Source organism: Streptococcus sp. KHUD_013, from assembly GCF_052588545.1.
Genome location: NZ_CP186264.1, coordinates 1,141,118 through 1,155,693 on the forward strand (window position 1 = coordinate 1,141,118; position 14,576 = coordinate 1,155,693).

16 protein-coding genes and 1 tRNA gene are annotated in these 14,576 nt (G+C 43.3%); 4 read left to right on the forward strand and 13 right to left on the reverse strand.

What is annotated here, in order from left to right; genetic code table 11:
• Positions 1–9: 9 nt before the first annotated feature.
• Positions 10–708: a ribose-5-phosphate isomerase RpiA gene (rpiA, locus tag ACOXXR_RS05325; protein WP_117744189.1), complete on the reverse strand. Its 699-nt coding sequence runs from the start codon at positions 706–708 to the stop codon at positions 10–12.
• Positions 709–870: 162 nt separating this feature from the next.
• Here rpiA and mnmE point away from each other — a divergent pair, with 162 nt between their 5' ends.
• Positions 871–2,244: a tRNA uridine-5-carboxymethylaminomethyl(34) synthesis GTPase MnmE gene (gene mnmE / locus ACOXXR_RS05330; RefSeq protein WP_120701985.1), complete on the forward strand. Its 1,374-nt coding sequence runs from the start codon at positions 871–873 to the stop codon at positions 2,242–2,244.
• A 44-nt stretch (positions 2,245–2,288) separates the two neighbouring features.
• On the opposite strand, the gene ACOXXR_RS05335 is transcribed toward mnmE, so the two are convergent.
• The 10 genes from ACOXXR_RS05335 to ACOXXR_RS05380 all read right to left on the reverse strand — a co-directional run bounded on the left by ACOXXR_RS05335 (position 2,289) and on the right by ACOXXR_RS05380 (position 8,929).
• The gene (locus tag ACOXXR_RS05335; protein WP_445278210.1) at positions 2,289–3,101 is read right to left on the reverse strand and encodes a PrsW family glutamic-type intramembrane protease; all 813 of its coding nucleotides are present in this window, start codon (positions 3,099–3,101) and stop codon (positions 2,289–2,291) included.
• 239 nt (positions 3,102–3,340) lie between these two features.
• The gene (locus tag ACOXXR_RS05340; RefSeq protein ID WP_229102038.1) at positions 3,341–3,769 is read right to left on the reverse strand and encodes a hypothetical protein; all 429 of its coding nucleotides are present in this window, start codon (positions 3,767–3,769) and stop codon (positions 3,341–3,343) included.
• Between the two features lie 383 nt (positions 3,770–4,152).
• Positions 4,153–4,515, reverse strand: a complete 363-nt coding sequence (locus ACOXXR_RS05345) for a hypothetical protein (RefSeq protein WP_126404154.1) — start codon at positions 4,513–4,515, stop codon at positions 4,153–4,155.
• 11 nt (positions 4,516–4,526) lie between these two features.
• On the reverse strand, positions 4,527–5,039 hold the full coding sequence (locus ACOXXR_RS05350) for a hypothetical protein (protein WP_185946458.1): 513 nt from the start codon (positions 5,037–5,039) through the stop codon (positions 4,527–4,529).
• A 250-nt stretch (positions 5,040–5,289) separates the two neighbouring features.
• Entirely contained in the window at positions 5,290–5,934 is a 645-nt protein-coding gene (locus ACOXXR_RS05355) for a DUF6572 domain-containing protein (RefSeq protein ID WP_129269030.1), read from the reverse strand.
• A 345-nt stretch (positions 5,935–6,279) separates the two neighbouring features.
• Positions 6,280–6,351, reverse strand: a tRNA-Arg gene (locus tag ACOXXR_RS05360).
• A gap of 44 nt (positions 6,352–6,395) precedes the next feature.
• A complete protein-coding gene (gene rplS, locus ACOXXR_RS05365; RefSeq protein ID WP_003003254.1) occupies positions 6,396–6,743 on the reverse strand; it encodes a 50S ribosomal protein L19 in 348 nt (115 codons plus the stop codon).
• Positions 6,744–6,860: 117 nt separating this feature from the next.
• Entirely contained in the window at positions 6,861–8,072 is a 1,212-nt protein-coding gene (locus tag ACOXXR_RS05370) for a chloride channel protein (protein WP_445278211.1), read from the reverse strand.
• A gap of 1 nt (position 8,073) precedes the next feature.
• Positions 8,074–8,355: a chorismate mutase gene (locus ACOXXR_RS05375; protein ID WP_117744185.1), complete on the reverse strand. Its 282-nt coding sequence runs from the start codon at positions 8,353–8,355 to the stop codon at positions 8,074–8,076.
• 130 nt (positions 8,356–8,485) lie between these two features.
• Positions 8,486–8,929 (reverse strand): flavodoxin, encoded by a 444-nt coding sequence (locus ACOXXR_RS05380; RefSeq protein ID WP_117744184.1) that lies wholly within the window; start codon positions 8,927–8,929, stop codon positions 8,486–8,488.
• Between the two features lie 177 nt (positions 8,930–9,106).
• Here ACOXXR_RS05380 and ACOXXR_RS05385 point away from each other — a divergent pair, with 177 nt between their 5' ends.
• The 3 genes from ACOXXR_RS05385 to ACOXXR_RS05395 all read left to right on the forward strand — a co-directional run bounded on the left by ACOXXR_RS05385 (position 9,107) and on the right by ACOXXR_RS05395 (position 11,716).
• The gene (locus ACOXXR_RS05385; protein ID WP_445278212.1) at positions 9,107–10,045 is read left to right on the forward strand and encodes a DHH family phosphoesterase; all 939 of its coding nucleotides are present in this window, start codon (positions 9,107–9,109) and stop codon (positions 10,043–10,045) included.
• 178 nt (positions 10,046–10,223) lie between these two features.
• Positions 10,224–11,252, forward strand: a complete 1,029-nt coding sequence (locus tag ACOXXR_RS05390; RefSeq protein WP_445278213.1) for a hypothetical protein — start codon at positions 10,224–10,226, stop codon at positions 11,250–11,252.
• A 221-nt stretch (positions 11,253–11,473) separates the two neighbouring features.
• Entirely contained in the window at positions 11,474–11,716 is a 243-nt protein-coding gene (locus ACOXXR_RS05395) for a type B 50S ribosomal protein L31 (RefSeq protein ID WP_023023047.1), read from the forward strand.
• A 248-nt stretch (positions 11,717–11,964) separates the two neighbouring features.
• On the opposite strand, the gene ldcB is transcribed toward ACOXXR_RS05395, so the two are convergent.
• Both ldcB and ACOXXR_RS05405 read right to left on the reverse strand, forming a co-directional pair.
• Positions 11,965–12,738 carry an LD-carboxypeptidase LdcB/DacB gene (gene ldcB, locus ACOXXR_RS05400; RefSeq protein WP_154852724.1) on the reverse strand — a complete coding sequence of 258 codons (774 nt, stop codon included), beginning with the start codon at positions 12,736–12,738 and terminating at the stop codon, positions 11,965–11,967.
• Positions 12,739–12,748: 10 nt separating this feature from the next.
• Entirely contained in the window at positions 12,749–14,539 is a 1,791-nt protein-coding gene (locus tag ACOXXR_RS05405) for a TcaA second domain-containing protein (RefSeq protein WP_368387348.1), read from the reverse strand.
• Between the last annotated feature and the right edge of the window lie 37 nt (positions 14,540–14,576).

The following is a 14,576-nucleotide window of genomic DNA, read 5'->3' on the forward strand; positions in this document are numbered from 1 at the left end:
AGAGCCGTTTTAAACCCGGCCCCTCTCTAGAGAAACCCATTTTTCGATGATGACAGGGCCTTCTGGTGTCCCTACGATCACTTTTGAAATCATGTTCAAGAACAAACCGTGCTCTACAACCCCTACGGTGTGATCCAGTTCATTGGCCAGAGCTTCCGCATCCTGAATCACCTTGAGATCCAAGTCAATGATATAGTTGCCTTGGTCGGTGACAAAGCGTTGACCATCCTTTTCACGATAAGCTGGAGAATAGCCCTTCTTCTCAAAATGACGGAAAAGATTCTCTGCTCCGTATTGAACGACTTCTACTGGCAGTTTAAAGGCACCAAGCGTTTCCACTTGTTTTGACTCATCGACAATCCAGATGCAGTCTTTTGAGTTGGTTGCAACAATTTTCTCCATCAAGAGGGCACCGCCTCCACCTTTGATCCCATTCAAAGCTAGGTCTACTTCATCCGCACCATCTACAGTTAAGTCAACCACTTCTACATCGTCAATCGCTTTTAGCGGAATTCCCAAGCCTTCTGCCTGCTCATAGGTCACGCTTGAGGTCGTAACAGCTGTAATCTTCAAACCTTCCTCTTTGATACGACGCCCCAATTCAGCCACAAAATAATAAGCAGTTGACCCTGTACCGAGACCGACAATCATGCCGTCAGTGACAAACTCAGCCGCCTTAATACCTACCTGTTCTTTTAGGTTTACCATCTTAGACCTCCATTTCTATTCATGTTTAGTATAGCATATTGGCGGACAGATTTCACTACTTAACTGAAAACCTTTTCAACTCCTCCTTCTAAAAGCAATGTCTTGCCCCTCTTGCCAGTTTACGATAGAATAGAAGAGAATACACAGGAAAAGAGAAGATAGATGATTACTAGAGAATTTGATACCATCGCTGCTATCTCGACGCCACTCGGTGAGGGAGCAATCGGGATTGTCCGCCTAAGCGGGACAGACAGCTTTAAAATTGCACAAAAGATCTTTAAGGGAAAAGACTTAACCAGCGTGGCTAGCCATACGCTCAACTACGGTCACATTGTGGATCCAGCTAAAGATGAGATTCTGGATGAAGTCATGGTTGGCGCTATGCGCTCACCTAAGACTTTCACCCGTGAAGACATCATCGAGATCAACACCCACGGAGGGATTGCGGTGACCAACGAAATCCTGCAGTTGGTCATCCGTGAAGGAGCTCGTCTGGCCGAGCCAGGTGAATTTACCAAGCGGGCCTTCCTGAATGGTCGGGTCGATTTGACCCAAGCGGAGGCGGTCATGGATATTATCCGGGCCAAGACCGACAAGGCTATGAACATCGCAGTCAAACAGTTGGACGGATCCCTATCTGATCTCATCAACAACACGCGCCAAGAGATCCTCAATACTCTGGCTCAGGTCGAAGTCAACATCGACTATCCTGAGTACGACGATGTCGAGGAAGCAACCACTGAGATCATCCGCGAAAAGACCACTGAGTTTGAAGCCCTCTTGACTAACCTCCTCAAGACAGCTCGCCGTGGTAAAATTCTTCGCGAGGGGATTTCTACTGCTATCATCGGACGGCCAAACGTCGGTAAATCCAGCCTTCTGAACAACCTCCTGCGCGAAGAAAAAGCCATCGTGACCGATATCGAAGGGACGACCCGTGACGTCATCGAAGAATATGTCAACATCAACGGGGTTCCCCTCAAGCTTGTCGATACAGCCGGTATCCGGGAGACAGAGGATATCGTCGAACGCATCGGGGTGGAGCGCTCTCGGAAAGCCCTCAAAGAAGCTGATCTGGTCCTCCTGGTCCTCAACGCTAGCGAGCCTCTGACTGATCAAGATCGGCAGCTCCTTGAGATCTCCCAAGACAGCAATCGCATCATCCTTCTCAATAAGGTCGATCTCCCGCAACAAATCGAGTTGGACGAGATCCCAGCTGATCATATCAAGATTTCTGTCCTCAAAAACCAAAATATCAACCAAATTGAAGACCGCATTAACGCCCTCTTCTTTGAAAATGCTGGCCTAGTGGAGCAAGATGCTACTTACCTCTCCAATGCCCGCCACATCTCTCTCATCGAGAAAGCTGTTGAAAGCCTTCAAGCAGTTAACGAAGGCCTGGCTATGGGCATGCCAGTGGACCTGCTTCAAGTCGATCTGACCCGCACTTGGGAAATTCTCGGAGAAATCACAGGAGATGCTGCTCCGGACGAGCTCATCACCCAACTCTTCAGTCAATTCTGTCTTGGAAAATAACCTAAAAAAAAATCGTATGTTGCAAACATACGATTTTTCTATTATTAATTTCCTTGGTCCAGACTTTGAACAGTGAGGTAGGCTTGGTAAATCAAGAAGAGTCCTACTGCTGTCAAGAATGGAATGGCAAGAGGGAGTTCTGTCTCGATCTGGCCAAATGGTGAATTGCCGACAAAGTGAAGGCCAAAGCCAGCTACAAAATAGAACCAACCCGTCAGCATCAACTCCTTGCGACCTTTTGTCGCTTGAAGGATCAGGTAGAGACCCACCATGAAAAGAGCTGTGTAGGCCCAGTGAGAGACGACCCCATTCATGATCCGACCTAGGATACCAGATACTGCATAAGAGAAACCTTCTGGCATATCTTGACGGATATAAGCAAAGTCCTCCACAATCTGGAAACCAAGACCAGATGCAATCGCTAAAAGGAAGATGGATTTGATCCGACGCACATTGAACAAATAGAGGACAAAGAAGATCGGAATCAACTTGAAGGGTTCCTCAAAGAGGGGCCCTGCGATGGCACTCTCATACTGGTTCCAAAAATCACTATTAGGCGCTACTGCCTGAATCATCTCATGGAAATAGGTATTGGCAAAACTAGACAGCCAACCTGCGATAAAGCCCCCACCTAAAAGAGAAAAGAGGACCGGAATCCAGGACAACTTCCACTTCTTGGCGAAATGAAAGAGAGCCCAAACAGCAGGAATCGCATAAACTAAGAGCAAGAGGACAGAGATACCAATGATCCCATACTGGGATCCAGTCATCCAACCAGCTGTGATAGACTGCGTCTCATAGGCCAGACCAATCGAGAGCAAGAATAAAAATAGAAACAAAATCGATTTGCGTTTCATAAAAAACCTTTCTTCAAAACAATTAAAAAGGCTGGAAAACCAGTCTTTTTATCTATAAGGCTATTGTAACAGGAAAAGCTTAAAAAAACAATAAAAGGCTACGGAAATGGCGACTACTGATTGCTGCTAATTATTTATGACATTTTGGACCATTCGAAATAACAGAGCTCTTAGTGATTGGTTGCTTTTTATTGTAAAACTAACTGATTTCATCATAGACTACTTTCTTACTATCTTAACTATATAGGGAGATTTTTTCTAGTTCGAATTAGAGAAAACTTTTCAGCCTCGATTGGTAGAGAGCAATAATACAAATGTCCATACCTACTTTCAACTAAATTCTCCTTCTTCCATAGTCCGTTTCTTTTTAAAAATTGTATATCGTCAGAAACAATAGTTACCCATGAATTAGGCTTATCTAAATTATCGTCACTTCGTTGAAAAATATCCCATTTCTGTTCATTGAACCAAATATGATCTATAATTTTATACTTTTTTTCAATCTGTTTTTCTGTCAAGTATTCTCTATATTGTTTCAATTCTGAATCAAATAATTTATAACCATTATTCTCTGATAAAGGATCATAGGAAATCAAATAATATCCTGTACTATCACAATCAAAGTATTGATGTTCAATTCCATCAACAACTATGTATAATTTATCCATCATCCCTCCACGTAATACATTTTACCATTTTTATTGACTCTACCACCAAAGTCTTCCAAACCTTGTTTATATAGAGGTAATTTCCCATCATAAATGCCTTTGATCAAAAAGCCGTAATTGATATAGAAAGACTTCTCAAAGTTAGATTTTTAAAAGCCAATAAATACCTTTAAATCAGTATTTTCAAATGTATAATATTTATTTTCATAAGCAAAACCTTGTGATTTCAAAGTTTCGCCAACAATTTTTTTGAATTCTGTGTTATTCATTAATTACTATAACCTCAGATACCTAAATTTTTATAGTTTACTTCGTTTCTTGGTAGTCTTCAAAAATCTTTTCCAATAGAGTTAATCAATTTTTCGTATGACTTTCACTGAGCATTAATAAATATCAATCCTTCTAACACGAAATTCAACAAATTCACCATTCTCAAGATCATTTGGAATTCCTCCACCTATATTAATCAAAAATTCTCCTACCTGAGCGATATTTCTTGTTTTATCAATTATTTTAGCAATTATAAAATATTCAAAACTATTCAGGTGCTTTACTAGAAATAATTTATCTTCGCTTTTATATACGTCTCCATCAACAATAGCATATAGCATGTCATCAAACTTTCCCCCAATCTTTCCAAAAAATTCATCTGAAAAGCAAACTAATTCATATTGATTATCCGATAAAGTGACCTCCGCTTCTTTGGTATCAATATCTATCCATTCTATTTTTTTTACAAAAATCATTAAATTTCTCCTTAACGTTGAAATCCTAGACTAGGTCCCTTTTTGATAAGATAATCAACAGTTTTTGCATGATATGTCGTTATATTTCCAGTATTTAGATCTAATCCGACAAAGGCGTACAAAGTATTTTTGCCTTCATATTCTATAAATTTTACATATGCATTTAATTCTGGTACATAAGTACCCGTTTCAATTACAAAATTTGCGTCTTTTAAATATTGTTCTATTGAGTAATCCGTTCTTTTCAATGCGTGAGCAACCTCTGCACTGTGTTTATCAAAATGATTCACTAATTTTTGCTTACTATTAAACTGTAAATTTGCATTCTGTGCTTTTCCTACAGATGGTACTGAATTGTTCTCGAATTCTACCCTTGACACCACTGAAGAATTTCCAGAACTTGGTTGAAAAGTTGGTTTTGGAAAACTGGCATCCCCAGAGCTATGTATATCCTTCACCTTCGGTACATCAACATCACTTGGCTCGACTCCGCCGACAACTCCAGCTACACTTTCTGCTGCCACCTGGCAAATCAACTGCTAGGTCTGGTGTACCACCACGACCAAACTTCGTATTCATATAATCGCTCGCCTTGCCGAAACCAAAGCCCATCACTTGACTCAACACCAAATTCTGAAGCGCAAGGTACTAGTCGGAAAGAGTTTCCTTTTCCCATTATACCAGATTAAAATCAAGTACAGAAAGGATGGGAAAGTCTCATTAATAATGAAAAAGAAAAGACAAACGTCTCTTCTTATATTCACTTCCCTGAACTCACTCCGGCAATTCTACCTTCAAGCTCATATCCGTTGGTTGCAATACCTTCTGAACAGCTGTGAGAAAGGCTAGTCCATTATCCGATGGAGAATACTGGAATGTGATATGGATGACTTTTTTATCAAAGCTATCGCCATATCTCTCTACATATTGCTTGCTTTCAAGGAAATGAATATAATTGTTAATTTTTTCTTGCAGAATTTCAAGATGGACTGCTTCTATTTCTTCCTCCCAGCCGATTGAATCCACCAGAAGAAGCTCTAAATGATTATCAACTTTACCAATAGCGTCAAGTTCAGTTGGTTTTAGTTCTGAACTAATAGCTTTTCGTATCAGTTTTTCAAATTCTTGAATAGAAAACAACTGTTTAATGGATGATGGATTTACCAAAATACGAACCGGTGAGGATCTAAAGTAATTTTGCCTAGCTACTTCTTTACTCTCCTTTGTCACCCATTCTCCAGTTTGTAAGAATAGCTCAACCTCATAAGCATCCTGTTCTGACCTTAAAGCCTTGTCCACTAATTCTTTACTAACTGGATAAGTAACTTCTATATCTTGAAAACCTCCTGTCATCCAGGACATTGTATATTTGCCATTTTCTTCAGTTATAATAAACCCATTTTCTTTTATAATTCTCATATCGTCTTATTCCTTCACAGGAATCTAGTTCCTAACACTTAATCCAATCTCATTATAAGGAGAGAAATCCCAATCAAATTAGTACCTATACTTTCTCCTATTATACCACACCATGGATATCTTATGAACTTGTTCAAAATTTGGTCAAAAAAAAGAGAGTGGGACAGAAATCGGTAATTCGTTAGAATTCGATTTCGTCGTCCCACCTCCGCACAGTTGAGTAGGGCTGTAAAAGCTGATGAAATCAGCGTAGTAGAGCCCACTCAACCACTGCGTCTTGCTCGACAATCCAAAGACAATTGAGAGGCTAGGACTTTTGTCCCAGCCTCTTTGTGATTGAATTATTGTCCCCTGCCGGAATCGAACCAGCAACTACTCCTTAGGAGGGAGTTGTTATATCCATTGAACTAAGGGGACCTATAAAAAAAAGAAGCGAGATCACTCCCGCCTCCTTATTCGTCTTAACGACGGATTTCTTTAATACGAGCTGCTTTACCTTGCAATGCACGAAGGTAGTACAATTTCGCACGACGTACTTTACCGTAACGTACAACTTCAATCTTTTCTACACGTGGAGTGTGTACTGGGAATGTACGTTCAACACCGACACCGTTAGAGATTTTACGAACAGTGTACATTTCAGTGTGTCCTTGACCTTTACGAGCGATAACAACGCCTTCAAAGATCTGGATACGTTCACGAGATCCTTCGACAACTTTCGCGTGTACACGAACAGTGTCACCAGGACGGAATGCAGGGATATCAGTACGAAGTTGACCTTCAGTCAAGCTTTGGATTAATGGATTCATTTTATTCTCCTATCTTCGTCAATCTTGAGGGCTACTCCCCCAGCGGATAAACTGTATTTTTGTGCTTCCATTACGCACAAAGTTTATAATACCAAAAGAATGGTCGTTTGTAAAGGATTATTGCAACTTTTTCGCAACTTTTTGTCCACCATAGATAGACAAGGCTGGAAAAAGACGCGTAGCGACCAAACAGACTAGGAGAAAGGCTGGCCAATGCTGGAAACCAAAGACCTCACACCCGATCAAAATGGGACCAATGGTCGTCGAGGTTGCCCCGGCGAAGACTGCTGCATAGCCCAAGGACGCTACCAGATAAACCGGCAGTCCAAAGAAAGGAGCTAGCCAGACACCTAGACTTGCCCCGATAGAAAAGAGCGGGGTCACTTCTCCTCCCTTATAGCCTGCAGCAATGGTCGTTACCGTAAAGAGGAGCTTGAGGATCCAGTCTGCCCCAGTGATCAAGCTCTTGCTATCAGCTCCCGCAAAGCTTTGAGAGATCAGGTTGGTCCCCAGTCCTGTATAGCGACCTGTTCCAATCAGATACAAGAGAATACTCAGACCGAGACCGACCACTCCGATCCGCACATAAGGATTGGCAAAGGTCTTGGCAAAGCTAGTTTTTAACTGCCCCAAAAGATAGGCAAAGAGCTTACCTGTCAGACCAAAGATGACTCCTAAGACCAGCAACTGCAAGAATACGTGAGGCGATAGGGAGAGCTTGTCTGAAATGACCTGAGTGAACTTCTCTAGCCCCAAGGTGTGAGATGTCCAGCTAGCGACAAAGGCTGCAATGGCCGCAGGATAAAGAGCCCGCCACTCTAGTCTCCCAACCACTAGGACCTCCATAGCAAAGAAGATGGCAGCTAGAGGCGTCTGAAAGAGTCCCCCGAAGCCGGCAGCCATCCCAGTGACCAAATAAATCCGTGAAGCGTGAGGGCCAAGCCAGTCTCTTCGAAGAGCATGGGCCACTGTTCCCCCAAGCTGGACCGCTACTCCTTCTCGACCAGCAGATCCACCAAAGAGATGGGTCAACCAGGTAGAAAGGATGGTCAAGGGAATCAAGCGCTTGGGAATGGCTTTCTCCCTTCCCTCTCCTACTTCAAAGAGGAGCTCCATCCCTTTTTGACTCTTACCTCCATAGGTGCGATTGAGATAGGTGATCAAGATACCGGCTAGAGGCAGAAAGGGTAAGAGATAGAGAAGGTAATCCGTACGAACTTCTCCAATCCCAATCAAGACACGCCCGAAGAGAGTATCAATCACCCCGACGATCCCCCCGATCATAATGGCATCTAGGGTATATACTAAGGTTCTTTTACTTATCGTCATCTCAAGCACCTTCGTCCCCATCTAATTGATCGGCCTGGTAGCCTCTGGAGCGCTTCATTAAGTCTCGATAAGTCGCAAGGATGGTCTCTTCATAGCGCTTTTCCTGCACCAAGCCAGCGACATTGGCTAAGACCTCATCTTCTCTGCCCCGATCCAAGATAGGATTTTGATGAGTTTCTTTGTACCGAATGATATCTTCTACACAGTGCATCCGGCGTTCCAATAAATGGACCAATTCTTTATCGATGCTATCAATCTCTTGGCGAATTTTCTCTAACTCCATACTGGTCTCCTCACTTTTTGCTCCCATTTTATCAAAAATCGTGCTATCTTACAAGCCCTATCCAGCTATTGAACATTTTCAACCACAAAAAAAGTGCCTGCCACATGCAAACACCTTTCTTAGCTATGGTTTATCCTACTTTTGCTACAAGTTCTTCTGCAAAAGCTTCTAATTTTTCAATATCTTCGTCTTCAGCTGACAAGTCTACCTTGACGCACTCAGAACCTTTAACCGCACCAGTTGCTGCAAAGACACGATCAAAGTCATCGACTGCTTTACAAAACTCATCGTAGAAGGTATCACCTGAACCAACAACACCGTAAATCTTACCATTCAAATCAAGACCAGCTAAGTCTTCATAAAAGTCTACGATTTCGTCAGGAAGCTCACCATCACCGTAAGTATAGGTTGCTACGACTGCAATGTCAGCTTCAAGAAAGTCCTCTGCGTCTACTGTTGTACATTCGTCGACTTCTACTTCGACACCAAGATCACGAAACTTATCGGCTACGATATCAGCAATCTCTTCTGTATTTCCTGTCATACTTGCAAAAACAATCTTTGCTAATGTCATAATTCCCTCCAAATAATAATCTTATGACATTATACCACTTTCGCTCGAATTTTGCATAGGGAAGTACTGGGGACCTGGCATTGTTCGGAAATTCCCCACCAGAGAGCCAGACAACCTTTTTCTTTTCCAAATGCCCTGCTTATGCTAAAATTGAATGAGAACTAAATGAGGTACTATATGCAGATTACACAGGACATTTTAGAGAAAATCAACCAATACGATACCATTATCCTTCACCGTCATATGAATCCCGATCCGGATGCGATCGGAAGCCAGGTCGGCCTGAAAGAGATCATCCAGACCAACTTCCCAGACAAAAAAGTCTTAGCTACCGGCTTTAATGAGCCGACTCTTGCTTGGATGGCTAGCATGGATGCTGTCACAGATGAGGACTATGCGGGTGCCCTGGTCATTGTCTGCGATACTGCCAACACCCCTCGCATCGATGACAAACGCTACACAAGTGGCGATTTTCTAATCAAGATTGACCACCATCCAAACGATGATGCTTACGGAGATCTCCTCTGGGTAGACACTGACTCGAGCTCTACGAGTGAACTCATTACCCTCTTGGCTCTTGAACAAAAGCTTGAAATCACTCCAGAAGCAGCCCGTCTCCTCTATGCCGGTATTGTCGGAGATACTGGACGCTTCCTCTACCCTTCAACGACGAGCCGGACTTTCGAGATGGTTTCCCACCTTCGTAGCTTTAACTTTGATTTTGCAGGTCTTTCTCGTCAGATGGACAGCATGAGCTCCAAGATCGCCAAGCTTCAAGGCTATGTCTATGATCATCTCGAAATCGATGAAAATGGAGCTAGTCGCGTGACCCTGACACAGGAGCTCCTCAAACATTACCAAATCACAGATGCCGAGACTGCTGCGATCGTCTCAGCACCTGGTCGGATCGAAGACGTCAGCGTCTGGGCCATCTTTGTCGAGCAAGCTGATGGCCACTACCGCGTCCGTATGAGAAGTAAGGCTCTGGTGATCAATGAGATTGCCAAACGCCACGATGGTGGAGGCCACCCACTCGCCAGTGGAGCCAATTCTTATTCCTTAGAAGAAAACGAGCAAATCTATCGAGAACTACAGGAAGTTGCCAAGGCAAAATAGATAGTGAAAATCAAGCAAGCAGGTCAGTCGTTTCTAGTGGAGACGATTGGCCTTTTTTCATTTTAAACAAAAACGAATGAATTTTAATAACATTTAGAAAAATGTGAACGATTTCTTAAATTTCCATTCCAGTTTGAGCTTATTTATGCTATAATAATCACAAAAAAGGAGACGTTTTATGCATAAACATCGTATTTTTATCATCGTCGCAGCAGCTCTTACTGCCATTTCTACCTTTTTGCCATGGAGTACATTCAATGGTGGATCCTACGGAAGTTATTCTTTCAGTGGAATTCGAGGTGAATTTGGATGGGTCATCGTTGTCCTAGCTATTGGTGCCATCGTTCTAGCTTGCCTTCCAAACATTGCTCCACCAATGAACAAAAATTTTTCCATTGGTGTCATTGCTATCGGTATTCTTGAAAGCTTAATTACGATCATCACTATGTTTAGAGTCTTGGGTGCTTCATCTGAATTCGGTGATGGCTTTTCTATTGGTTTTGGTTTGATTATTGCAGTCATTGCAAGTATTGCTCTTGTGATCACAGGACTTCTTGCCATGTCTGGTGGTAAAATCACTAAAGGGACATTCCAAGAACTTGCCTCAACAAGTAGAGGATTCGCACAGTCTGTTGCATCATCTGTCCAATCACCACAACAACCGGGTCAACCTGGTCAACAACAATGGCAACAACCGCAACAAGGGTTTGGTCAGCCTGCCCCAGGACAAGGATTCCAACAAGCGCCTCAACAAGGATTTGGTCAGCCTGCCCCAGGACAAGGATTCCAACAAGCGCCTCAACAAGGGTTTGGTCAGCCTGCCCCAGGACAAGGGTTCCAACAAGCACCTCAACAAGGGTTTGGTCAACCTGGTCAACAACAATGGCAACAACCGCAACAAGGATTTGGTCAGCCTGCTCCAGGACAAGGGTTCCAACAAGCACCTCAACAAGGGTTTGGTCAACCTAATCAACAACAATGGCAACAACCGCAACAAGGGTTTGGTCAACCTGCTCCAGGACAAGGTTTCCAACAAGCGCCTCAACAGCCTCAGCAAGGTTTCCAACAAGCGCCTCAACAGCCTCAACAAGGTTTCCAACAAGCGCCTCAACAGCCTCAACAAGGTTTCCAACAAGCTTGGCAACCACAAGAGCAACAGCAACCTCAACAACCAGAACAGCCAACTACTGAACCTGGTCAAGAATAAAAGATTTCTGTTGATCTTACAGGGCTAACTATTCCTTTCTAGGATTGTTAGACAGAGTGGGAAAAGCTTACCTAACAGGATAGGCTTCTCCCACTTTTTTTCTTTATAAAATGCGAAAAATTTGGTAAAAATCCTTGCCAAACTCTTTTGTTTTTGATAAACTAACTTAGTAACAATCTATGGCTCGGAAAGAGACCATGGCAGAAAGGAATTATTGCAAAATGAAAAAAGATATCCATCCAGAATATCGCCCTGTTGTCTTCATGGACACTACTACTGGTTATAAGTTCCTTAGTGGTTCAACTAAGTACTCTAATGAGACTGTTGAATTCGAAGGTGAAACTTACCCATTGATCCGTGTTGAAATTTCATCAGACTCACACCCATTCTACACTGGACGTCAAAAGTTCACTCAAGCAGATGGACGTGTGGATCGTTTCAACAAAAAATACGGTCTCAAATAAGAAACCCATCAAAACCACTTCCACTTGGCAGTGGTTTTTTCTTGTCCTGACCAGCACAAAAATGAGAGTGGGACAGAAATCGGTAATTCGTTAGAATTCGATTTCGTCGTCCCAACTCCGCACAGTTGAGTAGGGCTGTAAAAGCTGATGAAATCAGCGTAGTAGAGCCCACTCAACCACTGCGTCTTGCTCGACAATCCAAATAAACATAGAAAGAGGCTAGGAATTTTGTCCCAGCCTCTTTCTTGTTATTCGTAGTCGCCACCGGTAAAGTTGAAGTATTCTTCTAGGCTTTTTCCTGATGCTGCGACATCTTTTGCATCTTCTCCGATATAGCGAAGGTGCCAGCTTTCCGGCATGTAGCCCGTGCTCGCTTCTTTTCCTTCTTGATAACGGACGATAAAGCCATACTTGGCAGCGTTCTTGAGCAACCATTTGCTTGCGCCTGCTTCTTGAACGAGATTGCCACTGGTATCGATGAGGTCAAATGCTAGACCTGTCTGGTGCTCGCTATAGCCAGGACGAGCTGAGTAGCGATCTGCTGCAGCGGCACCGTCTTGATTGACATAGCTTTGGTAGAGATCTACTTGGGTCTCATAACTGCGGAAACCACTGTACTGATCGCTGATAGCATACCCTTCAGCCTGCATGGCCGCGATCAACTCGTGCAAAGCCTCAACAGCTGTTGGATCCTCACCTGGATTGTAGTCTGCAGCTAAGGGGTAGTGCTTGTTGGCGATGACGATATCTCCAGACTTTCCTTGGACACTGTAATAAGAGCCATTAAAGGAAACACCTTGGTCCACCGTTACTTTGCCTGCCTTCTTCGTTGACTTGTCGCTATCATCAGATGAAGTTGCTTGGGAAGCACTGGTTTCTTTACTGGCTGACGACTGAGCTACTTGCTTACTGGAAGCAGGCTCTTTTTGAGATGAGCTCTTTGACTCCTTCTGTTGGCCACAGGCACCTAGGCTCAACAGAACAAGGCCAGCAAGCGTCCACTTTGTCATGCTTAATTTCATCATAAACCTCCTAATTACCAGCCGTGACCGCAATAGCCGTAATCACGTAAGTATCCCCTACAGGTTTCAGGGTGTAGGTCTTGTCCTTGCTACTCTGGCTATCTTTTCGGCTGGTCACATAGTGCACAGTATATTCTTCATGGGTTTTCACGATCACCATTCCATTCTCTTCGTTAACGCTGAGAACGTTGAAAACACCTGGTGTATAGTAGTCGATTTCAGCCTTCTTGACTCCGCCACCTGTTGTCCACTCCACCATTTCCTTATAGGCATCACTTGAAGTGTCATAGTACTTGGAGTAGGTGTTGGATCTACTTGAGACAGATGAGAAGATTTCTGTCCGGTAGTCTTGGAGGAAGGAGGTGATAGCAGTTTTCTTCTCTTCTGCCTTCTTGGCTTCTTCTTCCTTGGCTTTACGAGCTGATTCTGCATCTTTCAATCGTTTGGCTACATCCTTAGAAAGCTTCAAAGTGATGACTTCATCATCATCCGGAGTTTCACCGATCGTAACCTTGGCCTTTTCAGTTGTATAGCTCTCATTGTTGACACTAAAGACTGCATGGACCTCGATTTCTTGATGGGCTACGACATCGACTTCAAATAGGGTACTTGTGCCGACTTCCTTGCCATTCACGGCCACCTTGATATCCGTTGGATTGCTGACTTCCTCTGGAAATTCAATTTCAAGAAGACGTTTCTCAGAATTGAAGGTCAAGTCCAGCTTATTTTTCGAAGCTTGAGCTGGATCTAGCTTGACCTCACTAGAGATCTTTCCAACTTCGGTCTTACCGTCTAGTTGCATATCTCGTGGTGCAAAGTGAACCTTTCCAAGCTTGGTCGTTTGGTTTTTCTTGAGCACAGTCGACTCTTTTTCACTGGTCTTAAGCTTGGCATCATCCAGATTCGTAGTCGCTGTGACTTCAAGTGGATAGGTCTCGATGCGATATTCTTGGAAGATACCGAATTTCTTATCCGCCTTCTCGATTCCAATCAGTAGATTCTGGTTTTTGTCCTTGACGATCCCTGTTTTGGAAGACTGAGCGATATGATCTAATTCGTAAATGACATCAATCTTCTGAGCAGTCATATAGTCTAGCAAGCCCTGAGCTTCTTCTTTGGTCCACTTATCCTTATCATTTGAAAGGATGCTAGCCACTTCCCGGTAATCCTTTTGTTCAATGGCTGTGACCAATTTGTCCACTGTCACCTGTGGGCCTGTCGTTGATGAGAAGTAATAGCCTAGACCAGACAAGGTCAAGACCAACAAAGTTAAAATACTGAAGAAGAAGACTTTCTTTTTCTTGCCCTTTTTCTCTTTTTTGACTTTCTTTTCTTTCTTTTTCTTGCCTTTCTTGACAGCTTCTTCTTGTTCTAGTGCTTCTGCTACCGCTACGGCTTCAACTGGCTGGGACAGGCTTTCTGAGGCCTCTGATGGACTCTCTACTGGTGCGAAGACCTGTGTTGTTTGATTGGTCTCATCCAAATGAATAGTTGGAGCAGGTCCTTCCACAATTTCAAAGTTCTGACTACGTGCTGATTCGATCTCTTCTGGAAGTGGCGCACGTCCATAAAGGGCGAAGAAACGTTCTTCCCAGGCCTGTTGGAGTGGATTTACAAGCTCTTCTACTGGCTCCTGCTCTCCTTGCACTGGAACTTCTGATGCCACTTGATCGATCGCTACTCCAGCAATTGATTTGATTGCCTTAAAATCAAAGCCGGAATCTCTTCCGGCAATGAATTCTTCAGGAGTAGGTTTGCGACCGATCACTTTTTCAAATAATTCTACCCATTTTTTGTTCATCGGTATGTTCTCCTAAAACCTAAAATATTTTTTATCC